The 20252-nt window shown below is 72.7% G+C and carries 21 protein-coding genes and 2 pseudogenes; 11 read left to right on the top strand and 12 right to left on the bottom strand.

What is annotated here, in order from left to right; all coding sequences use genetic code 11:
• Window positions 1-20: 20 nt before the first annotated feature.
• Complete coding sequence (locus tag VE614_RS11945) at window positions 21-905, top strand: oxygenase MpaB family protein (protein WP_324935578.1); 885 nt, start codon at window positions 21-23, stop codon at window positions 903-905.
• 19 nt (window positions 906-924) lie between these two features.
• On the opposite strand, the gene VE614_RS11940 is transcribed toward VE614_RS11945, so the two are convergent.
• Together VE614_RS11940 and VE614_RS11935 are read right to left on the bottom strand one after the other, a co-directional pair.
• Entirely contained in the window at window positions 925-1485 is a 561-nt protein-coding gene (locus VE614_RS11940) for a GNAT family protein (RefSeq protein ID WP_324935576.1), read from the bottom strand.
• A gap of 77 nt (window positions 1486-1562) precedes the next feature.
• A complete protein-coding gene (locus tag VE614_RS11935; RefSeq protein WP_324935574.1) occupies window positions 1563-2624 on the bottom strand; it encodes a saccharopine dehydrogenase family protein in 1062 nt (353 codons plus the stop codon).
• Between the two features lie 117 nt (window positions 2625-2741).
• On the opposite strand from VE614_RS11935, the gene VE614_RS11930 reads away from it, so the two are divergent.
• From VE614_RS11930 to VE614_RS11910, 5 genes are all read left to right on the top strand, one after another.
• Window positions 2742-3707, top strand: a complete 966-nt coding sequence (locus VE614_RS11930) for a helix-turn-helix domain-containing protein (RefSeq protein WP_324935572.1) — start codon at window positions 2742-2744, stop codon at window positions 3705-3707.
• A 495-nt stretch (window positions 3708-4202) separates the two neighbouring features.
• Window positions 4203-4892, top strand: coding sequence for a glycoside hydrolase family 11 protein (locus VE614_RS11925; RefSeq protein WP_324935570.1), 690 nt, complete (start codon window positions 4203-4205; stop codon window positions 4890-4892).
• 89 nt (window positions 4893-4981) lie between these two features.
• Complete coding sequence (locus tag VE614_RS11920; RefSeq protein WP_324935568.1) at window positions 4982-5665, top strand: polysaccharide deacetylase family protein; 684 nt, start codon at window positions 4982-4984, stop codon at window positions 5663-5665.
• A 188-nt stretch (window positions 5666-5853) separates the two neighbouring features.
• Window positions 5854-6315 carry an effector-associated constant component EACC1 gene (locus VE614_RS11915; RefSeq protein ID WP_324935566.1) on the top strand — a complete coding sequence of 154 codons (462 nt, stop codon included), beginning with the start codon at window positions 5854-5856 and terminating at the stop codon, window positions 6313-6315.
• 308 nt (window positions 6316-6623) lie between these two features.
• A complete protein-coding gene (locus tag VE614_RS11910; RefSeq protein WP_324935564.1) occupies window positions 6624-7697 on the top strand; it encodes an alpha/beta hydrolase in 1074 nt (357 codons plus the stop codon).
• On the opposite strand, the gene VE614_RS11905 is transcribed toward VE614_RS11910, so the two are convergent.
• Genes VE614_RS11905 through VE614_RS11895 form a run of 3 tightly spaced genes read right to left on the bottom strand, consistent with a single transcriptional unit; the run spans window position 7636 to window position 9475 of the window.
• Window positions 7636-7923 carry a hypothetical protein gene (locus tag VE614_RS11905; protein ID WP_414719562.1) on the bottom strand — a complete coding sequence of 96 codons (288 nt, stop codon included), beginning with the start codon at window positions 7921-7923 and terminating at the stop codon, window positions 7636-7638. The two genes, VE614_RS11910 and VE614_RS11905, sit on opposite strands and share 62 nt — an antisense overlap.
• Window positions 7924-7974: 51 nt before the next feature.
• Window positions 7975-8466 carry a hypothetical protein gene (locus VE614_RS11900; protein ID WP_324935560.1) on the bottom strand — a complete coding sequence of 164 codons (492 nt, stop codon included), beginning with the start codon at window positions 8464-8466 and terminating at the stop codon, window positions 7975-7977.
• Window positions 8467-8473: 7 nt separating this feature from the next.
• Window positions 8474-9475 carry a GlxA family transcriptional regulator gene (locus tag VE614_RS11895; RefSeq protein ID WP_324935558.1) on the bottom strand — a complete coding sequence of 334 codons (1002 nt, stop codon included), beginning with the start codon at window positions 9473-9475 and terminating at the stop codon, window positions 8474-8476.
• 121 nt (window positions 9476-9596) lie between these two features.
• On the opposite strand from VE614_RS11895, the gene VE614_RS11890 reads away from it, so the two are divergent.
• Together VE614_RS11890 and VE614_RS11885 are read left to right on the top strand one after the other, a co-directional pair.
• Complete coding sequence (locus VE614_RS11890; RefSeq protein WP_324935556.1) at window positions 9597-10250, top strand: HD domain-containing protein; 654 nt, start codon at window positions 9597-9599, stop codon at window positions 10248-10250.
• 1 nt (window position 10251) lies between these two features.
• Window positions 10252-10505 (top strand): annotated as a pseudogene (locus VE614_RS11885) (DinB family protein); the annotation flags it as partial.
• A 140-nt stretch (window positions 10506-10645) separates the two neighbouring features.
• Here VE614_RS11885 and VE614_RS11880 read toward each other — a convergent pair.
• From VE614_RS11880 to VE614_RS11865, 4 genes are all read right to left on the bottom strand, one after another.
• Complete coding sequence (locus VE614_RS11880; protein ID WP_324935554.1) at window positions 10646-11410, bottom strand: metallophosphoesterase family protein; 765 nt, start codon at window positions 11408-11410, stop codon at window positions 10646-10648.
• Window positions 11407-11652 carry a BON domain-containing protein gene (locus VE614_RS11875; protein WP_324935552.1) on the bottom strand — a complete coding sequence of 82 codons (246 nt, stop codon included), beginning with the start codon at window positions 11650-11652 and terminating at the stop codon, window positions 11407-11409. The genes VE614_RS11880 and VE614_RS11875 overlap by 4 nt, the downstream gene beginning before the upstream one ends.
• A complete protein-coding gene (locus VE614_RS11870; RefSeq protein WP_324935550.1) occupies window positions 11649-12356 on the bottom strand; it encodes a hypothetical protein in 708 nt (235 codons plus the stop codon). Before VE614_RS11870 ends, VE614_RS11875 begins: the two co-directional genes overlap by 4 nt.
• Before the next feature lie 115 nt (window positions 12357-12471).
• Window positions 12472-13935, bottom strand: coding sequence for an ornithine decarboxylase (locus tag VE614_RS11865; protein WP_324935548.1), 1464 nt, complete (start codon window positions 13933-13935; stop codon window positions 12472-12474).
• A gap of 275 nt (window positions 13936-14210) precedes the next feature.
• Between VE614_RS11865 and VE614_RS11860 the strand changes: the two genes are divergently transcribed.
• The 3 genes and pseudogenes from VE614_RS11860 to VE614_RS11850 form a co-directional block, all read left to right on the top strand.
• Entirely contained in the window at window positions 14211-15395 is a 1185-nt protein-coding gene (locus VE614_RS11860; RefSeq protein WP_324935546.1) for an amidohydrolase, read from the top strand.
• A gap of 156 nt (window positions 15396-15551) precedes the next feature.
• On the top strand, window positions 15552-16202 hold the full coding sequence (locus VE614_RS11855) for an MOSC domain-containing protein (RefSeq protein WP_324935544.1): 651 nt from the start codon (window positions 15552-15554) through the stop codon (window positions 16200-16202).
• 58 nt (window positions 16203-16260) lie between these two features.
• Window positions 16261-16778: pseudogene (locus VE614_RS11850) on the top strand (IS982 family transposase); the annotation flags it as partial.
• A gap of 107 nt (window positions 16779-16885) precedes the next feature.
• On the opposite strand, the gene VE614_RS11845 reads toward VE614_RS11850, so the two are convergent.
• The 3 genes from VE614_RS11845 to VE614_RS11835 all read right to left on the bottom strand — a co-directional run bounded on the left by VE614_RS11845 (window position 16886) and on the right by VE614_RS11835 (window position 20209).
• On the bottom strand, window positions 16886-18406 hold the full coding sequence (locus VE614_RS11845; protein ID WP_324935542.1) for a hypothetical protein: 1521 nt from the start codon (window positions 18404-18406) through the stop codon (window positions 16886-16888).
• Window positions 18407-18489: 83 nt separating this feature from the next.
• A complete protein-coding gene (locus VE614_RS11840; protein ID WP_324935540.1) occupies window positions 18490-19665 on the bottom strand; it encodes a serine hydrolase domain-containing protein in 1176 nt (391 codons plus the stop codon).
• 121 nt (window positions 19666-19786) lie between these two features.
• The gene (locus tag VE614_RS11835) at window positions 19787-20209 is read right to left on the bottom strand and encodes a DUF6003 family protein (protein ID WP_324935538.1); all 423 of its coding nucleotides are present in this window, start codon (window positions 20207-20209) and stop codon (window positions 19787-19789) included.
• Window positions 20210-20252 lie beyond the last annotated feature (43 nt).

The following is a 20252-nucleotide window of genomic DNA, read 5'->3' as shown; positions in this document are numbered from 1 at the left end:
CCCCCCGAGGAGGCGGCACGATGAGACTCCGCCCGGACCTCGTCCCCCTGCGCGACCGGGTCGGCGAGGCGATCTTCTCCCGGGTCGCCGGGCCGGAGGGCGCCCGGAACCGGGCCCGCATCCACGGCACACCCGGCCCCCGCTGGTTCGGCCCCGACCGGCCCATCCGCCAGGTGCACGGCGACGCCTCGATGTTCATAGGGGGCCTGTCCGCCCTGCTGCTCCAGTCGCTGCACCCGCTGGCCATGGCCGCCGTGGCCGCGCACTCGGGTTTCCGCGGCGACCCCTGGGGGCGGCTCCAGCGGACCAGCACCTTCCTCGCCGTCACCACCTACGGCCCCGCCGACAGCGCCCAGGAGGCCTGCGACCGGGTCCGGGCCGTCCACGAGCGGGTGCGCGGCACCACCGCCGACGGCCTCGCCTACACCGCCTCGGATCCGCACCTGCTCTGCTGGGTGCACATCGCGGAGGTCGACAGCTTCCTCCGCGCCCACCAGCGCTACGGCGCCCGTCCGCTGAACGACGCCGACTGCGACGCGTACGTCGCCGACATGGCCCGCATCGCCGCCGCGCTCGGCGTACCCGACCCGCCGGCCGACCGCGCCCAGCTCGCCGAACGGCTGGCCGCCTACCGCGGCGAGCTGCGGGCGACACCCGAGGCACGCGGTACGGCACGGTATCTGCTGCTGCGCCCGCCCGTCCCGCTCATCGCCCGGATGCCCTACGGGGCCGTCGCCGCGTCCGCCGTCTCCCTCCTGCCGCCCTGGGCCGCCCGGGAGCTGTGGCTGCCCCGGCTGCCGGTCGCCGAGGACCTGTGGGTACGCCCGCTCGGCTCGGCGGTGACCGCCGGCATCCGCTGGGCGATGACCGCGCCCAGGGAGCGGGCGCACGGGGGCCGCGCCTGACCCGGCGTGGCTGGACCCGTCAGGACGTCTGCTTCGACGCTCGCCACTCCGGCGCGAGGACCGCCCAGATCTCGATGTCGTGCCGCTGCCCCCGGTACGGGAAGCTCTGCCGCAGGACACCCTCCCGCGTCATCCCGAGCCGCCGGGCCACGGCGATGCTGGCGTCGTTCGCCGAGGCGACCTGCCATTCGACCCGGTGGATGCCCCGCTCCTCGACCGCCCAGTCGATGATCGTGCGGGCGGCCCGGGTCACCAGCCCCCGGCCCACCGCGGACGGTTCCAGCCAGCAGCCCGCCTCGGCGGTGCCCCGCACGACGTCCATGGTGCGGAAGAGGACTCCGCCGACCAGCGTGCCGTCCGTCCAGATGCCGAAGATCCGCCCGGTGTCGGCCGCCGCCTTCTCCGCGTACGACTGGAGGAAGGAACGGGCCGACGGGAGGTCCTTGGCCGCGTCCGGCAGCGCGATGAACCGCCCGATGAACTCCCGTCCCCGGTCCACGTGCGCCAGGAACTCCTCGGCCCGCCACGGTTCGAGGGGGCGCAGTTCGGCACCGTCGTCGCCGAGGGGTATCGCGTACATGGTGACCCTCCAGGTGGTCGTGGCCAGAGTGGATCGGAAAGTGATCACCCTACGCCCGGAAGGGGGGAGGGGCTCCGTCATCGGCCCGCGGCCCCCGCCTGCTGACGGGTCGGCAGCAGGTCGAACGAGACGTGCGCGGACAGTGCCCGCAGGAAGTCCGGGGCGTCGAACACCGCACCGGCCGCGGCGACCCCGACGGTCCTGGTGCGTCCGCAGAGGATGCGGTCCACCGCTTCCACCACCAGCGGCGCGGTGACGGCGTAGATGTCCCGGCCGGTGGCGACGGCGCGTCGTTCGGCGCCGCCGGAGCGGACGAGGACGTCGACGAGGAAGGTCTGGTCGGACCGCCCGTGGTCGTCGGCCGCGGACGGCGACGGGGTGTCCGGGGCCGACACCTCCCTGGCCGCCTCGACCGTCATGTAGGAGCGCACGTCCGGAACGGACAGGTGCCGGGGAACGGTGATGACGTCGGCCATGGTGAACTCCCCGATGACGGTCCGCGCGCCCATCGGTTCCGGGAACGGCCACCGCAGGGTGGGAGGCGCGTCCTGGCGGTACTCCAGCTGCCCGTTCGTGTAGCGCAGGCGCCGGCCGCCCCGCCGCTGCCGGGACACCGCGCCCGAGGCACGCGTCCCCGCGGTGGGGTGCCAACTGCTCAGCGCGTACGCGATGTGCACCTCGTCGGCCTCCGTCCAGTCGCCCATCGCCGCGGTGACGAGCAGGTCGCCGAGGCCGCCGTAGAAGGCCATGGCGGGGACCACCACCGCCTGCGCGGCGCGGGCGCGGTCCGTGAAGTGGGTGAACGTGTCGACGATCGCCTCCAGTTCGGCCGCCACGTCGACGTACGGGATCCCGGCGCGCAGCGCCGCCTCGATCACGGGGCCGGCCGTCGCGGCGAAGGGTCCGGCGCAGTTGACCACGGCCGCGGCGCCCGCCAGCGCGCGGTCGAGCGAGGCCGGATCGTCGACGGACGCCGGGCGCGGGTCCGAACCGGGCTCGGACCGCGCCAGTTCCCTCAGCTTGCCGGCGTCGCGTCCGGAGAGAACCGGAACGAAACCCCGTTCCCGCAGCTGTCGCACGATGAAGCGCCCGGTGTGCCCGTACGCGCCGAACACCACGACCGTGTGCCCCGAACCCATGGTTCTCTCCTTGCTCGAACGATCGGCAGGATCCGCTGCCGTCTGTCGTAAACATCCTCACGAGGAACGGCATCCACCACGAGTGTCCGGAACGCCATGACCCGTACAATTCCGGACGTGAGAACTGTCGCGATGGCCGTCACCGACGGGATGCTGCACTTCGAACTGTCCCTGGCCCACGAGGTGTTCGGCGGTGCCCCGGTGGGAGGGGCCGATCCCTGGTACGGGTTCGCCGTCTGCGGGCCGGCCGCCGTGCGGGTCGGCCGGTTTCGGCTGGAGCCCGACCACGGCCTCGACCACCTCGTACGCGCCGACACCGTGATCGTCCCCGGCTGGGCCGATGTCGACGAGGCCCCGCCCGCAGGCCTGGTCGACGCGGTGCGCGCCGCCCACGCGGCGGGCGCCCGGGTGGCCTCCCTGTGCACGGGCGCGTTCGTGCTGGCCGCCGCCGGGCTGCTGGACGGGCTGCGCGCGACGACGCACTGGGCGCACACCGAGGCCCTGGCCGCCCGCCATCCCCGGGTGCGGGTGGACCCGGACGTCCTCTACGTGGACAACGGCAGCGTGCTCACCTCCGCAGGCAAAGCCGCCGCGATGGATCTGTGTCTGCATCTCGTCCGACTCGACCACGGTTCGGCGGTCGCCAACGCTCTCGCCCGCCGTCTGGTCGTGCCGCCGCACCGCGACGGCGGCCAGGCCCAGTTCGTCACCACCCCCGTGCCCGCACCCGGCAACCACCCGCTCTCCGCGCTGTTCCCCTGGGTGATGGAACGCCTCGACCAGCCCCTGACCGTGGAGGACCTGGCCCGTCAGGCCCGGATGAGCTCCCGCAACCTGGGCCGTCACTTCAGGGCCGTGACCGGCACCACCCCGCTGCGATGGCTCCTCACGCAGCGCGTCCGCCACGCCCAGGAGCTGCTGGAGACCACGGACGACAGCGTCGAGTCCATCGCGTCCGCCACCGGCATGGGCACCGCCACCACGCTGCGCCGTCACTTCAACCGCACGGTGGGTGTCCCTCCGGACACCTACCGCCGCACCTTCCGCTCACGGCCCCCCATGGCCACCGGCGACCTGCTGTGAGCTGCACCCGACGACGAGCGCCGCTCCGATGTCCGCGCGGTCCGCCACATCAGCACTGACGAAACCGGCTCGCCGGCGGATCCCGCACCGGCCGCCACCGGCCGCCGGGGTCAATCAGCCGTCGGGCGGGCTCTCCGAATGTTTCGCTGTGCTGCGCGAGTCTTGCGTCACCACAACTGACTCTCTTCCCGGATCAGCCTCGCCAATTCGCGTCGCCTGGCGAGTGAGCGAAACCTTTCGAGCGACCAACTGGTTGATCGCCACCGAACTTTCGGAGGACTTTCGGAAACAGAGTCATTGACCACCGTCCCGAGCCGGGCACATACTCTCCAGCGATCGAGCCTCCCGTTCAGCGGAGGCGGCTCCACCGCGCCGCGCGGCGCGGACATCCCTCATCTCGCCATGGCCGCCCGCCCACGCCCACGCCCAGGCGCGTCCAGCGCCGCGGGCGCGGCCCGCCGGTCGGCCTGTCACGAGCCCTCACCTGGAGGAAGCATGGAGAACGCCCCAGCCCCCTCGATGAGTCGCAGGGGCTTCATCGGCCGTGCCGGCGCCCTGACGCTGGCCGCGTCCGCGTCCGGCCTGCTCGTGCCCACCACCGCTCACGCGGACACGGTCATCACCACCAACCAGACCGGCACCCACAACGGCTTCTACTACTCGTTCTGGACCGACGGCGGCGGATCCGTCTCGATGACCCTCGCGGCGGGCGGCAGTTACCGCACCAACTGGACCAATTGCGGGAACTGGGTCGGCGGCAAAGGCTGGAGCAACGGCGGACGCAGGACCGTGCGCTACTCGGGCAGCTTCGCCCCGTCCGGCAACGGCTACCTGACGCTCTACGGCTGGACCTCGAACCCGCTCGTCGAGTACTACATCGTCGACAACTGGGGCACCTACCGGCCCACCGGGACGTACAAGGGCACCGTCACCAGCGACGGCGGCACCTACGACATCTATCAGACGACGCGGTACAACGCCCCCTCCGTGGAAGGCACCAAGACCTTCAACCAGTACTGGAGCGTCCGGCAGTCGAAGCGGACAGGCGGGACCATCACCACCGGCAACCACTTCGACGCGTGGGCCCGCGCGGGCATGCGGCTGGGCAGCTTCAGCTACTACATGATCCTCGCCACCGAGGGATACCAGAGCAGCGGGAACTCCAGCATCACCGTGAGCGGCTGAACGTCCGGCAGCACCCGGACCGGCAGCCATCCGGCCCTCGACGCACCCCCACCGCGGTCACACCCGCAGACGAGGAGGACCCACCCCGCATGCCCAGCACACGACGCTCCCCGGCCGTGAGAGTGGCCATCGCCGCGACGGCCGTGGCGAGCACCCTCACCCTCACCACCGAAGCCGCCCCCGCGCAGGCCGCCGTCTGCAACGGGTACGTCGGGCTCACCTTCGACGACGGCCCGTCCAGCGCGCACACACCGGCCCTGCTCACCGCCCTCCGGCAGAACGGGCTGCGGGCCACGATGTTCAACCAGGGCCAGTACGCCGCCGCCTACCCGTCCCAGGTCCGGGCCCAGGCCGACGCCGGGATGTGGATCGGCAACCACAGCTACACCCACCCGCACCTGACCCAGCTGAGCCAGTCCCAGATCGACTCCGAGATCGCCCGGACCCAGCAGGTCATCGCCAACGCGGGCGGCGGCACACCCAGGCTGTTCCGCCCGCCGTACGGTGAGACCAGCACGACCGTGCGGTCGGTCGCGGCCAAGTACGGCCTGACCCAGGTCATCTGGGACGTCGACTCCCAGGACTGGAACGGTGCGAGCACCGACGCCATCGTGCAGGCCGCCGCCCGGCTCACCAACGGCCAGATCATCCTCATGCACGAGTGGTCGGCGAACACCCGCGCGGCCGTTCCGCGCATCGCGCAGACGCTGGCGGCCAAGGGGCTGTGCTCCGGACGGATCTCCCCGGAGACCGGCCGCGCCGTGGCCCCCTGACCGGCAGCCGACGGCGGTCCCACCCGGCGTACTCCGCACTCCCGGACGCCCACGCTCCCGGGCGTCCGCACTTCCGCACGTCCTGGCGCGGCGGCCCCCGGCCGCCGCGCCGCACCACTGCCCGGCCTCCGTGAAACGGCCGATCCTCGCGGTCCATCACCCCGGGCGCTCCGCTACCTTGAGGTGTCATGCGCATCCTCGTCACAGTCCGCGGCGATGACGCGGGAGCGGGTGAAAGCGATCGCGACCTGCGCCGTTGGCTGATCGCCGAGCCGGAACTGCGCGGCCGGATCCGGGCCGCGGACGGTGCTCCGCCGCCGGGTGCCACGGGCGCGGTGACCGACGCGCTGGTCGCGATGCTGGAGCCGGGCAGAGTCGCCGCGGTGTTCGCCGGCGTCGTGGTGGCATGGGCGCAGAGCCGGCGGGGGAACCAGACCGTCACCATCACCCGGCCGGACGGGGCGGGGATCACCGTCAGCGCCGTCCAGGTGAAGACTCTGGACGCGGGGCGGACGGCCGAGTTGGCCCAGCGGCTGGCCGCCGCCGTCGATACCGCGCCCACCCACCGTGGCGACCGCGTACGGCCACGGAAGAGCACGCCGCCGGACGAGGGCGCCCAGCCCGGTGAAAGCCGCCCGCACGCTTCATGACCGAGACGCCGGGAGGGCTTCACGCACGGCGGCTGGGCGAGCGGCGCCAGGATCCCACGACGCAGGAGGCGATGGGCACGCGCACGGCTTGGGCCGCCGGTTGTTCACGGAGTCCGGCTCGCATCCGACCGCCTTCCGGCTGACCGACACCACGACGACCTGTACCGACGTCATCATCGCCGTGCACGAGCCTGCCGGACGCCGATGACGTCGGCCCGCGGCGCGGGACGGTCCGGCCGGACGGAGGCAACCGTGAGCCCTCTCGTGGGCACTCGCACCTGCACGGCCCTCCGGAAGGAACCCCACACATGACGAGTCGGACGACACGAGACATTGCCACGCAGGCTCCCGCCGCCCCTGCCGCGGACCTGCCGCCCGTTCCCTTCGATCCCGAACTGGCCGCCACCCTGGAGGCCTCGGGCGAGCAGCCCCCGCTCACTCCGCAGGCCATCCCCGCGGTCCGCGCCGCGGTGGGGGCCGGCGCGCTCGACGACGAGGCCCTGGGCTGCGGTGGCGAGGTCGTCTGGGAGGAACGCGCGGTCACCGGGCCGCCCGGCGCCCCGGATGTCACCGTGCTCATCTGCCGTCCCGCCGACGCCCCCGCAGGCTCGCGGCTGCCCCTGCTCTACTTCATGCACGGCGGCGGCATGATCGCGGGCAGCCGGCGGCACCTCATGTCCGATGTCCTGGACTGGACCCGGACCCTGCGGGCGGTGACGGTGTCGGTGGAGTACCGGCTCGCCCCCGAACACCCGCACCCGGCACCGCTGGAGGACTGCTACGCGGGCCTGGTGTGGTCGGCGCGGCACGCCGCGGAGCTGGGTGCGGACCCGGACCTGATCATCACGGTGGGAACCAGCGCCGGCGGCGGGCTCGCGGCGGGCCTGGCGCTGCTGGCACGCGACCGAGGCGGCCCCGGCCTGGCGGCCCAGATGCTGCTGTCCCCGATGCTCGACGACCGCGACGACACGGTCTCCGGCCGGCAGATGGCGGGGCTGGGCATGTGGGACCGGGCCTCCAACGCCACCGCCTGGAACGCCTTCCTCGACGGTGCCGCGGGAACCCCGGGCGTCCCCGAGCACGCCGCCCCGGCACGCGCCCTCGACCTCTCGGGCCTGCCTGCGGCGTACCTCGACGTCGGCTCCGCGGAGACCTTCCGCGACGAGACCGTCGCCTACGCCGGCCGCTTGTGGCAGTCCGGGATCCAGTGCGAGCTGCACGTGTGGCCCGGCGGCTTCCACGGCTCCGACGAGTTCGTTCCCGAGGCCCGCCTCTCCCGCCGGGCCAAGGAATCCCGCCGTCAGTGGCTGACCGCGCTGCTCACCGCCGCTCCTGCAGCCGGTCCACGGCGTCCTTCGCCTCCTTCAGCCCGGCACCGGTGACTCGCCGGTACGCCTTCATCGCCTCGATCGGCTTGCCGTCACGGGCGAGTGCCGCCACCTCGTCCATGCCGGGGTCCTCCACCGGGACGTCCAGATGGCCGAGCAGGAGATCCAGCTTGCGCTCGATGCGCGTGAGGCGTTTGTCGAGCCGGGAGAAGCGGGCCTCGTGGCCGATGACGGACACGAAGACGATCAGGGCGATGAGAACAAGAGCGACGGAATCCACAGTCATGATCATAAACGGGGCCCGGACGACTGCTGTCCTTCGTGGTCCCGCTCAGCTCGCCGCCTCCGCCTCCCGCAGCCGGCGGCCCGCGGCGACGCGGACCCGGCGGGTCCGTCCGTGTCGAGCCAGCAGCCGGAGGGCTTCCGGATCGGAGATGACCGATGTGGTCACGGCCGTGCGCTGGCACCAGTCGGACGCCTCGGTGAGTTCGCCGGCGGCCCAGGATCCGCCTCGGGCGATCGAGTGGAGCAGGTTCCACTCGAGCAGCCGGCGTGTGAGGAAGGCGCGCCCGGCGACCACTTCGGCCATGGTCCCGGTCCACTCGCCGAACGCGGGGCCGTCGAGCAGGGCGGCGGCCCGGCGGTCGAGATGACGGCTCACCGCGCTGTCGGCCATCGTGGCGTCCTCGTCCCCGAGCACGGCCGCCACCAGACCGGCCTCGTCCGCCTCGGCGACGGCCTCCAGCGCCTGCAGGTAGCGGGCGAAACGCCGGTGCTCAGCGGGTTCCTCGTCGTCCGAGGGCAAGGGCGTGTGCGTGCTCATCGCCCCATCATCGGCCATGCGGCGACGCCAGACCGCTCCCGGCCGGGCAGCGACTCCGGCCGGCCGGGTCGCCCCCGGGGCCGGGGGACCCGAACGCCGCGCGGTAGGCGGTGGGTGAAGTGCCCAGCACTCGCCGGAAGTGCAGTCTCAGGTTGGAGGGGCTGCCCAGACCGCACCGCTCGGCGACTTGGTCGACGGTGAGGCACGTACTCTCCAGCAGTTCCCGGGCCCGGTCGAGCCGGGCCGCGAGGAGCCACCGCAACGGCGTGGTCCCGGTCTCGGCCACGAAGCGGCGGGCGAACGTGCGGGGCGCCATGTGCGCGTGCGCGGCGAGCCGGCGGACGGTCAGCGGCTCGTGCAGGCGGTCGAGTGCCCACGTGCGGGTGGCCGCGAGCGTGGTCGCGTCCGCGGCGGTGGCCAGCGGGTACTTGATGAACTGGGCCTGACCGCCGTCACGATGGGGCGCCGCGACCAGTGTGCGTGCCACCTCGTTGGCGGTCGCCGCCCCCAGATCACGCCGGACCAGGTGAAGACAGAGGTCGATGCCGGCCGCGACACCGGCCGAGGTGAGCACCCGCCCCTCGTCGACGTACAGCACCTTCGGGTCCACCCGCACGCGCGGGTGACGCACGGCCAGGTCGTCGGCGTAGAGCCAGTGGGTGGTGGCGGTGCAGCCGTCCAGCACGCCTGCGGCGGCCAGCGCGAAGGCACCGGTGCAGACGGACACCAGCCGACGGCCGCGGCGGTGGGCGCCGGCCAGCGCGTCGAGGACGACGGTGGGCAGCGGGCGTTCGTGCGGCATGTAACCCGGTACGACGACGGTGTCCGCGCTGAGCAGCGCTTCGAGGCCCGAGGTCACCGTCACGTCGAATCCGGCGGCCGTCGGCACCGGGCCCGCCGACCGTCCGCACAGCGTCATCTCGTACGGACCGTCCGGCACGGCGGTGAAGACCTGGGCCGGAATGCCCAGGTCCAGAGGCAGGACACCGTCCAGCACCAGCACTGCCACCCGGTGTCTCGGGCCCCCGCGGACACCGGCACCGACGTCCGTCGACTCACAGGCAGTTTCCTCTCGCACAGCGGCAATCCTGCCACTGTCGCCGCCCGCGGTGCCCACCGAGGATGAAGCCATGACCACCCAGACCATCAGCGGCCTCCCTTCGTTCCCCGACACCCCGATCGCCCGCCGTGCGCTGGCGCTGGTGCGCGAGACGGAATCCACGGCGACCGCCAACCACAGCATCCGGGCCTGGCTGTTCGCCCGCCTGCGCGCCGACCACGAAGGCGCCGCCCCCGGCCGGGACTACGACCCCGGCCTGCTGTTCCTGGCCTGCGTCCTGCACGACATCGGACTGACCGAGGCGGGCGACCGCCACCAGCGGTTCGAGGTGGACGGGGCGGACACGGCCGCCGAGTTCCTCACCGCGCAGGGCCTGCCGGCACCGGACGTCGACGCCGTGTGGGAAGCCATCGCGCTGCACACCTCGCCGGGGATCGCCGAACGCCGCGGCCCGCTGTGCGCGTTGGTGCACAAGGGAACCGGCATGGACTTCGGACTGGGCACGGAATGCGTCGACGACGCGACCGGCGCCCGGATCCACGCCGCCTACCCGCGGCTGTCCATGGCCACCACTCTCACCGACGAGATCGTGGCCCAGGCCCGCCGCCGCCCGGAGAAGGCCCCCCACTTCACCATCGCGGCGGAGCTGCTGCGAGAAAGATCCACGCCGCCGCACACGACGAGGATGGAGATCAACGCCGACGCGGGCCGCTGGGGCAACTGACATGAGGACCGATGGCACGCGGACCGATCGACCGGGTTCCCTGCTCGACCGGTTCGACCAGGCCAGGGAGAGGGCCGAAGCGCGGCTGTCGGGTCTCGGTGACGAGGAGTACCCGGGGGAGCCGGTGCCCGGATGCTGGTCGGTCCGGCGCCGCGACGAGGCGGTGGCGCCCAGGGCGTTCGGGCCCGGCGAGTGGGTGCTCGACCTGGGCGCACCCGACGTCCGGCGAGCGAGTACGCCGAGGTGGCCGAGAGACCCAGCCGCACCCGGCACGAACGGCCCGCCCTCGACGCGACAGGCTCTCCTGTGAGACAGGCTGTCCCCTCCGGGTGCCCGCCGGCCCGCCGGCCCGCCGGCCCGTCGTCCACCGTGGCGTGGGGCGGGCCGTGCCGGGGTCAGCCGGCCGGCTCCGCTTCGGCGCCGGCCGGCACCCGCTCGGGCACCTGGAGGTGGTAGACGTGGAAGGCCCGTCCGATGACCGGCTGGGCGACGTTGCGCACCCGGACGCCACCGCTGGTCATGCCGTGCTCCGTGCCGGCGTGGGCGTGCCCGTGGACCGCGAGATCGGCTCCGGCGGTGTCGATCGCCTCGGCCAGCAGGTAGCTGCCGAGGAACGGGTAGATCTCCAGCGGCTCGCCCGCCAGCGTGTCCGGCACGGGGGAGAAGTGGGTGAGCGCGATCCGTGCGTCGCAGCCCTGCTCGCCGAGCCGCTCCAGCGCCGTACGCAAGCCATCGGCGCAGCGACGTGTGTAGCGAACGAACTCCTTCATCAGCGGCTCGCCGAACTCGCCGGCGTTGCGGCCCGCGAAGCCGCCGCAGAACCCCTTGGTGCCGGCCACTCCGACGCGGCCCCGCGCGCAGTCCAGCATCGTCTCCTGACCCTCCAGCACCTGGACACCGCCGTCCTGGAGGATCGCCGTGACCTCATCGGGCCGTTCGTCGTGGTGGTCGTGATTGCCCAGGACCGCCACCACCGGCACGCCCAGGTCCTTGACCTCCCGCGCCACCACCCGGGCCTCCTCGGGAGTGCCGTGCCGGGTCAGGTCGCCCGCCAGGAGCAGGACGTCGGCGCAGTCGGGCAGGGTCTCGAACGCGGGCCGCAGCACTCCCTGGCTGTCGGGCCCCATGTGGATGTCTCCGACGGCTGCGATGCGGATCATGCCAGCTCCTCCGCCTGGTCGGGGGACGACGCCTCGGCGACCACCAGGTCGCAGCGCACCGTGAGCCCGGTCAGTGTCTCGCCCACGATCCGCCCGATCTCGTCGCGGCAGTGCGCGGACGGCACGGTGCCGGTCACCAGCACCGAGTCCCCGTGCACCGCGACCTGCACGCCCAGCTCGGCCAGCGGCCCGCCCGCGAGGCGCTCGCGCAGGTGGGCGACGCGGTAGTCCAGGTTGTTCACGGCTGCTCCTTCCACGGAGCGATCACGTTCAGACGTTCGAGGAGGAAGAGGAAGGCGGCGGGCATCGGGTCCTCGCCGCACTCGCGCCGTACCTCCTCCCAGTCGACCTTCTCCCGCAGCGCCCGGGCCACGGGCAGGACCGCGCCGAAGTCGCAGTAGTGCTCCGTGAACGCGGAGACCAGGCTCGCCACCAGGTCCGTGGCGGAGAGCACCGGCATCAGCACCGACTGCACCGGCATCTCCTCGGCCCGGTCGAGCATCTCCGTGGTGACGGGCCGGTGCGCCAGCCGGAAGATGATGTCGACGGACTGCCCGAAGCACTCCGTCTTCAGCAGCCAGTCCTCCGGCGGCGTCCGCACCTCCAGCCCGCCCTGGCGCAGGGTGGCCGCGACCGTCTCCGCGTCCTCCGGGCGGACGCAGAAGTCGGCGTCGTGCTGGAGGTTCGTGCCCGCTCCGTGCGTGTACGCGGCGACGCTGCCGGCCAGCGCGAACCGGTGCCCGTTCCGCTTCAGCAGGGTCCCCACCTGCTTGGTCGCCTCCAGGATCGCCTGCGTCCGGTCCCGGGGCAGATCCGGCGTCAGGTCCGGGGGCGGCTCCTGCGTCCCGGGTACCTCGGGCACCAGGTCGCTCACCGCCGTGGCCGGCTGTGTCTCGCCGGCCGGCGCTCGCCCGGCGGATGCCAGGTCGTCACCGTGCTGCGTCATGACCACTCCCTTTCGCCGCGCGTGACAGCCGGAACCGAGTACGTGACAGGCGCACCCGGGTGCGCGACAGCGGGTACCAAGTACCCGGGACGCCCCTTGTGATGACACGACCGGTTCACGGGCGGGCCACCACCCGCAGCGTCCGCACCGAGGAATCCGCCGCGTCGGGGATGAGGACCCCGTGCTCCACACCGCTGCGCAGATAGTCCAGCACCTCCGCGGTGATGACCTCTCCCGGCGCGATGACGGGTACCCCCGGCGGGTACGGGCTGACCATTTCCGCGCTGATCCGTCCCGCGGCCCGCTCCACGGGCACATGCTCGACCGGCGCGAAGAAGGCGTCACGCGGCAGCATCGCCTGTTCCAGTTCGAGTACCGGCGGCTCCGGCAGGTGCACCCACGGCTGTCGCTCGATCGACTCGGCCTTCTCCACCAGCGCCCGCAGGGCGTCCAGCAGGATCTGCTCCGTGGTGTCGTCGTCGGCGTAGGTGATCGAGGCGCTGATCCGGCAGGTGTCGGATCCGCCGACGTCGACATGGCGGTGCGTGCGCAGCCACTCGGCCGCCTGCATCCCGCTGATGCCCAGCTCCCGCACATCGATGACGATCTTCAGCGGGTCGAGGTCGGCGGCGAGCCCTTCGTCCACCACCTCGCGGCCCATGACCCGCAGTCCCGGCAGCTCGTCGGCCGCCGCCCGGATGCGCCGCGCCCGGGTGAGCGCGGTGCCCAGCAGCTCGTGCCCGTGCTCCACCATCTGGCGCCGCCAGCCGTCCAGGGTGGCGTACACCAAGGCCGAGGCGCTCGTGGTGCCCAGCAGGTCCTCCCGCTGCTTGAGTACTTCCGAGGCGACCCGGTCGTACTGGAGGTGGAAGACCGAGCTCTGCTCGATCGTCCCGCCCATCTTGTGCACGCTGGTCACCACCAGGTCGGCCTCGGCGTCCATCCCCCAGGCCGGCAGGTCGGGGTGGAACGGCAGATGGGCGCCCCACGCCTCGTCCACGATCAGCGGTACGTCGAACTCGTGGCAGGCCCGGGCCACACCGCCCACGTCGGCGCAGGTGCCCCAGTCGGTCGGGGTGATCAGCAGCATGCCCTTGGCGTCCGGGTGCTCCCGCAGCCGGTCGCGCACGTCGTCGGGCTCGGGCGGATGGGCCAGGTGCCGTTCGGCGTCGAACTTCGGGGGCACCCAGATCGGCTCCACGCCGTTGACGACGACGGCCGCCACCACGGACTTGTGCGCGTTGCGCGACAGCAGCATCTTCTCACCGGGCCCGGCCACCGCCAGCATCGCCGTCTTCACCGACAGCGAGCTGCCGCACGTCGAGAAGAACGCCTCCGTGGCACCGACCGCGTCGGCCATCAGCTCCTGCGCCTGGCTGAGCACCCCCTGGGACTGACGGCGGTCGTCGAGCCCGTTCAGGGTGAGCACATCGGAGCGGAAGACGTCCATTCCGACGATGTCCACCACCCGCGGGTCCGCGCCCCGGCCCTGCTTGTGGCCCGGCGGACCGTACGCCACGTCTTCCCGGCGCCGGAACTCCTGAAGGGCCTCCAGTACAGGGGCGCGCGAGTGGTCCATCGTTCCTCCCGGATCATGGCTGGGCAGAACACCGGTCGCGGGGCGTCGCACGGACACCGGCCGCACCGGTCCGGCCGCGTCGGACAGCCGTACCGACCGTGTTGCACCGTCACGCCGAGCGAAACTCCGCAGGACCTCACACTCCGCGATCAGTGAGCCTCGCCGCGGTCCGGGCGGCCCCACATGGCCGTCCGGACCTCCCGGGTGTCGAGGCGGCGCCCGGTGGAACCCGGCCGGGGCACGCACGACCGCCGCCGCCGCCCGAGGGAGACCGCGTGGCCCACACGCTCGACGACGTCCACACCACCCTGACCACCGAGGTCGCCCGGCGGGCCGACGAACTGTGGGACGTCGCCCTGCGCCTGCACGCCGACCCCGAGTACGCCTTCGCCGAGCACCGGGCGGCAGCCCTGCTCACGGGCGTACTCGAACGGGACGGTTTCGCCGTCGAGCGCGGGGTGGCGGGACTGCCGACCGCGTTCACCGCGTGCTCGGGCGACGGCCGGCCGGCGGTGGCGCTGCTGCTGGAGTACGACGCCCTGCCCGGACTCGGGCATGCCTGCGGGCACAATCTGATCGCCGCCGCGGGCCTGGGCGCGGCTCTCGCGGTCCGTACGGTGCTCGGCGCGGCACCCGGCTCCGTGCTGGCGGTGGGCACCCCGGCCGAGGAGGGCGGCGGCGGGAAGGTCCTGGAGACGGAGGCCGGCGTGTTCGACGACGTGGACGCCGCGTTGATGTTCCATCCCGGTGTGCACGACTGGGCGCGGGCCCCGCTGACCGCCCAGGTGCAGTACCGGATCGGCTTCCACGGGCGCGCCGCCCACCCCACGGGCGACCCGACGGAGGGCATCGACGCGCTCGCCGCGCTGATCGAGCTGTTCAACGTGCTGCACGGCCTCGGCCGACGGCTCCCGCAGGCGTCCCACATCCAGGGGATCATCACCCAGGGCGGCACGGCCACCAACATCGTCCCGGAGTACGCCGAGGGCCGGTTCGGCCTGCGCGCCGCCACCACCGCCGAGCTGGACGATCTGGTGGGGCGGCTGCGCACCTGCGCCGAGGGCGTCGCCCGTGCCACCGGGACCCGCGCCGAGATCGAACAGGCCACCGTCCGCTACGAGCACTTCCGCGACAGCGACACCCTCTCCGAGCGGTTCGCCGGGCATCTCGCCCGCGCGGGCATCACCCTCACCCCGCCCGTCCCCGGTGTCCACCTCGGCTCCTCGGACATCGGGAACGTCAGCGCACGGGTGCCCGCCATCCACCCCTTCGTCGCCGTCATGGACGCCGGCGGATCCGACCACACCCCCGAATTCGCCCGCGCGGCGGCCTCGGACCGGGCCCGCGCGGTCCTGACCGCCGCCACCCGGGCGCTCGCCTGCACCGCGGCGGACATCCTGCTCGACGCTGATCTGCGCGCCGCGGCGTGGGCCCGGCATCGCGAGCCGGAGGCGCGTTAGCCCTCCCGGGTCGACCGGGAACGCGCTGCCGGGAAGGCCGACTTGAGGACCGGCCGCTGCTCAGCGGAACGAAGAAGACGGCCTAGATGATCGGTTCCAAGGGGTTGGCGGGGAAATGAGTCGCCCTGGCGTGCAGAGGATCGTACTGTCGCGCGCATGAAGCTGCTCTCCGTCAATGTCGGCAAGCCCCGACCCAACCCGTGGAAGGGCCTCAGCGCGACGGGCATCGACAAGCGGCCTGTTGACGGCCCGGTTGCCGTCATCGCGCCCGGGCCCAAGGGCACCGGCGAGGTCGGTCTCGTAGGCGACCGCGTCTACGACGTGAAGCACCACGGCGGTTCCGACCAGGCCGTCTACGCCTATGCCCGCGAGGATCTCGACGGGTGGGAGGCCGAGCTGGGCAGGCCGCTTGCCAACGGCGTCTTCGGGGAGAATCTCACGACCCTCGGCGTCGACGTCAACGGCGCCCTGATCGGTGAACGTTGGCGCATCGGGCCAGACGTGGTCCTGGAGGTGTCGTGCGCGCGGATCCCATGCGCGACGTTCCAGGGCTGGCTGCAGCGAGAGGGCTGGATCAAGCGGTTTACCCAGGCCGCGGTGCCGGGAGCGTATCTGCGCGTGATCGAGCCGGGAGACATCCGGGTTTCCGACCCCGTCGAAATCGCGTACCGGCCCGACCACGACGTGACCGTCGCGCTTGTCTTCCGCGCGATGACACTCGAACCGGACCTACTGCCGCGACTGCTGGTCGCTGACGCGCTGATCGAGGAGGGCAGGGAACTGGCCCGCAGACGCACGACCACATAGGTGATCGATTTCGGGACATCGTCTGCGCGCATGCGACGAGGGAGTCCAACGTCGGTGTGTGAAGACAGAGCCGGACTCCCTCGCGACCACCCTTTACGTCACGACCGACAATCTGCTGAAGGACTCACCGCAGCTCGCCCCCTGGCGGCCGGCCGTGGGCATCGCGCCGCAGCTCAGCGATGCCGAGCTGGTCACCTTGGCGATGATGCAGGCAATGCTCGGCTTCACCTCCGAGGCCCGTGGCTGCGACACGCCCGTGCTCACCTGCGGCACCTGTTCCCCTGCCTGCCCCAGCAGCCCGGCTACAACAAGCGGTTGCGCAAGGCCGCCGAGCTCATCCGGTGCGTCACCCGCACGCTGGCGGTCGACACCACGCTGTGGAGCGACGACGTGTGGGTCGCGGACTCGACACCGGTGGAGTGCGGCCGCTCCCGTGAGACCGTCGAACGCTCTGACCTGGCCGGACGGGCACAGTACGGCTACTGCGCCAGCCACCCGCGCTCCTTCTGGGGACTGCGGCTGCACCTGGTCTGCACCCTGCACGGCCTTCCCGTCGCCTTCGCTCTCACCGCCGCCATCTGGCACAACGATCACACCGGCCAGCCGGTCATGCGGGCACTCACCGCATACGACCACTGAACCCCTTGGACTCGAGCATCCAGAGCGTGTTCCTTCGATGGGCTCTAGTCGCCGGTCTCGGCGACCGCGACCACCACCTCCCCGCCGCCGAGGAAGTGCAGCCGGTCGAGGGTCCGGTGCCAGCTCCACGATTCGGCGCGGTAGAAGCAGAGGTCGGTCGGGACCGGGGAGTCGCGCAGGTCGGCGGCGTGGCTGCCCGGCGGGAAGGCGGCGGCCCGGGCCCGCAGGGGATCGGGATCCCCGGCCCACTCCTCGACGGGCACGGGCATGGTCCAGGGCTGTCCCGTGTTGGGGGTGAACCACGTCGAGACGCCGGTGATCAGGGAAGCGGGGTCGGCCCCGGAGGCCGCGGCCCGGCTCACCGCCTCCTCGGCGATCCGGGCCACGTTGAGCAGCAGAGCGGGCAACGATTCGGCGAGCAGCACCAGTTCCGGTTCGTCGCGCAGCGCGTCGGCGCCCCCCGGGACGGAGACCACGTATCCCCACTGGCCGGTGGCCGAGTCGATCCGCACGTGGGCGAGGGAGACGCTGCGCGGGCCGTGACCGACATGGGCCAGCGGCCAGTACGGGCCGTCGCCGTCAATGATCCGGTGGAGCGCGGGATCCACCTGCTGCCAGGGCTCACCGGGCATCAGCCGCAGGGCCGGCATGCCCGCCACGCGGACCTCGCCGATGGCCCGCAGCACCGTCCGCACGTCCGGTGGGACGGGGACAGGCCACCGGTCGAGTTCCGCGTCGGCGGTTCCCTCGGCGAGGGTCACGAGCTTCGGGAACCGCCGGGCCAGCGCGTGCAGCCGGGACACCGCCGAGGCCGCGGCGTCGCCGGGGATCCGGTGCCGCCGGACGGGCCTCCCCAGGAAGTCCCCGCTGACGTCGCTCTCCAGCAGCAGGACGCGTCCCCCGCCGACGAGCCGGTAGTCGACGTCGCTGCCGCTGGTGTCCGCCGTGCCGCCGTCGTAAGTGAAGTACGGCTCCCAGGAGATCGCGCACGGGTAGCCGGGCAGGTCCCTCAGATCGGCGACGTCGACGAGGCTGTGACCGGAGCCGACCATCGCGGCGAGTTCCGCGTCCGGGCCCTCGGCGACCTCGATGGACGGCACGGCGGCGACGGTGAAGGGCGGTGCCTCGACAACACCGGTGCGGTCGTGCGTGGTCTTCCCGGCGAGGCGGCGGGTGAGGACTTCCAGCCAGGGCACGAACCCCGGCGCCTCGACCGTGAACGCGTACGCGTCGACGTAGGCGGCGGACAGCACCGGCCCCCAGTCCGGTGCCGTCCCGTCGCCCGCCACGGCCAGGATGTCGCCGCCCGGGTTCAGGGCCCACGTCGCGCCCCCGGAGGTCGAACGAATGCGCGGCGGGCGCCCGGAGGGACCGAACACGTACCGCTGTCTGCCTGCCGTGACACCTCCCACGACGCGCAGCACGACGCGTACGGCCTCGGGCACCCGCACGGGCCAGCCGTCCAGTTCCGCGTCGGGGAAGCCGTCCAGCAGCGTGATCTCGCCGGGCCGCTGCTCGGCGAGATCACGCAACGCGTTCACCACCGCCTCGGCGGCCACGCTCACGCCATGGTCGCCATGTCCCTCGTACGTCACTTCCGCCCCCGCCGAACTGTCGATCTCACCTGTGCGGAAGGGAGCCTACGATGTCAGCCGGCGTGGCACAGCGCGTGGTCGACGAGGTCGTTCAGCGCCCCTTCCTGACGGGCCGTCTCCCGCGGATCCGCCGAGCGGCTGTGCGCGGAGACGGTGATGGTGCGCCGGCCGTCCGTGGTGGTCGCGGAACGGACGACGTATCCGAAGCCGCTTCCCCCGTGCCCCAGATAACCGCCCCCGCAGGACAAGGGGGTGACGAACAGGCCCAGCCCGTCCCGGGTGCCCGGCGGATGACCGCCGTCCCGGGGCACCGGGACCGTGGTCCGCATGGCGGCGAGTTCGGCGGGCTCGAGCAGCCGTCCACCGGCCAGGGCGCTGAAGAAGCGGTTGAGGTCGCGGGCGGTGCCGGTCATCGAGCCGTCCGCCCCGCTGTCGAAGGGCCGGTAGGGGAGCGTGGTGTCGATCATCGGCCCGCCCGCGCTGAACTGCTGGTAGTCGGCGGCGTGCGGTTGTGGCAGGAAGGGCCAGGTGCCGGGGGTGTCGGTGTCCCGAAGGCCGAGCGGGCGCAGGATGCGGTCGTGGACCTGCTCCTCCCAGGTGCTGCCGGTGACCTTCTCGATGATCATCCCGGCCAGTACGTAGTTCGTGTTGGAGTACGCCCAGCGGGTGCCCGGCGGGAATTCGGGCTCATGGCGCAGGGCCAGGCGCACCAGCTCCTCGGGCGGATAGGCGCGCCACCGGTTGGCGAAATAGGTCCGGGCGCTCGGGTCGGGGAAGACGTCGTAGACGTAGTCGGGCAGGCCGCTGGTGTGCTGGAGCAGCTGTCGGACGGTGATGGCCCGGCCGTCGTGTCCCGGCCCGGACACCACTCCGGGGAGCAGTTGCTCCACCGTCTGGTCGAGGGAGATTCGCTTCTCGCCCACCAGTTGCAGCACGACGGTGGCGACGAAGGTCTTGGTGGTGCTGCCCAGACGGAGGTATCCGTTCTTCGGCACCGGGCGGCGAGTGGCCAGGTCTCCCACCCCGGACCGGGCCGTGACCGTCCCGCGCGGGGTCTCCAGACGGACCGCGACCCCCGTGACTCCGGCATCCCGCAGGGCGTCGGCGTCACGCTGCACGGACCGGGCCAGGCCGGAGGGGACTGACGCGGCCGAGGCCGCGGCCGAGGGTAACGACGCGACAGCGAGCCCGAGCAGCGCGGCCGACCACCATGAACGACGAATGATCATGACGTCGAGGCTAGGAGCGGCGGCGGCCACCGGCCATCCGGAGAACGTCCCTTCCGGAACGGGTGCTGGCCGGATGGACCGCCGCCTGGCTCATCCCATAAGGGTGACGACTCCTCGGGCTTCAGCGGGTGGCCGCCCTGACGGCGGCCAGGTCCTCACCCGTCAGTTCCGCGACGCGGTGCGCCGGTACGCCGGCCGCGAGGGCGCGGGTGAGCAGTGCGTTGCGGCCGTCCGTGCAGGAGCGGTAGGCCAGCAGTTCCTCCTCCAGCCGCGCGAGGTCCGGCGGCGCGACGTGGTGGCGCAGGCGGCTCAGTTCCTCGTCGCCGAGGGGCACGGGCAGCCGCTCGGCGTCCTCGGGGACGGCCGCCGTCTCCTCGGGCGGCACCAGGCGCAGGTCGGGGGAGTCCGCGCTGACACCCTGAGCCTGGAGCCACGCCTGCACGGCGGGAGTCTCCATGCAGGCCAGGTCGCCGACCGCCGCGGGAGGCACACCGAGGGCGGGGGCCGTGCCGGGCAGCAGGACGAGGTACGCGTCGTCGGTCATCGTCTGCTCCTCACGTGAGAGGGCCTTGTCATCACGGCGTCCC

It is taken from the genome of Streptomyces sp., from assembly GCF_035645055.1.
Taxonomy (GTDB): domain Bacteria; phylum Actinomycetota; class Actinomycetes; order Streptomycetales; family Streptomycetaceae; genus Streptomyces.
This window is presented reverse-complemented; position numbering and strand designations above follow the sequence as displayed.

Excerpts from the sequence above, each read along its gene's own strand:
- VE614_RS11940 (WP_324935576.1), bottom strand. The coding sequence starts at position 1,485 with ATGTACGCGATACCCCTCGGCGACGACGGTGCCGAACTGCGCCCCCTC.
- VE614_RS11870 (WP_324935550.1), bottom strand. The coding sequence starts at position 12,356 with ATGACGCAGCACGGTGACGACCTGGCATCCGCCGGGCGAGCGCCGGCC.
- VE614_RS11890 (WP_324935556.1), top strand. The coding sequence starts at position 9,597 with ATGACCACCCAGACCATCAGCGGCCTCCCTTCGTTCCCCGACACCCCG.
- VE614_RS11855 (WP_324935544.1), top strand. The coding sequence starts at position 15,552 with ATGAAGCTGCTCTCCGTCAATGTCGGCAAGCCCCGACCCAACCCGTGG.
- VE614_RS11915 (WP_324935566.1), top strand. The coding sequence starts at position 5,854 with ATGCGCATCCTCGTCACAGTCCGCGGCGATGACGCGGGAGCGGGTGAA.
- VE614_RS11840 (WP_324935540.1), bottom strand. The coding sequence starts at position 19,665 with ATGATCATTCGTCGTTCATGGTGGTCGGCCGCGCTGCTCGGGCTCGCT.
- VE614_RS11900 (WP_324935560.1), bottom strand. The coding sequence starts at position 8,466 with ATGAGCACGCACACGCCCTTGCCCTCGGACGACGAGGAACCCGCTGAG.
- VE614_RS11945 (WP_324935578.1), top strand. The coding sequence starts at position 21 with ATGAGACTCCGCCCGGACCTCGTCCCCCTGCGCGACCGGGTCGGCGAG.
- VE614_RS11865 (WP_324935548.1), bottom strand. The coding sequence starts at position 13,935 with ATGGACCACTCGCGCGCCCCTGTACTGGAGGCCCTTCAGGAGTTCCGG.
- VE614_RS11935 (WP_324935574.1), bottom strand. The coding sequence starts at position 2,624 with ATGGGTTCGGGGCACACGGTCGTGGTGTTCGGCGCGTACGGGCACACC.
- VE614_RS11880 (WP_324935554.1), bottom strand. The coding sequence starts at position 11,410 with ATGATCCGCATCGCAGCCGTCGGAGACATCCACATGGGGCCCGACAGC.
- VE614_RS11925 (WP_324935570.1), top strand. The coding sequence starts at position 4,203 with ATGGAGAACGCCCCAGCCCCCTCGATGAGTCGCAGGGGCTTCATCGGC.
- VE614_RS11920 (WP_324935568.1), top strand. The coding sequence starts at position 4,982 with ATGCCCAGCACACGACGCTCCCCGGCCGTGAGAGTGGCCATCGCCGCG.
- VE614_RS11910 (WP_324935564.1), top strand. The coding sequence starts at position 6,624 with ATGACGAGTCGGACGACACGAGACATTGCCACGCAGGCTCCCGCCGCC.
- VE614_RS11835 (WP_324935538.1), bottom strand. The coding sequence starts at position 20,209 with ATGACCGACGACGCGTACCTCGTCCTGCTGCCCGGCACGGCCCCCGCC.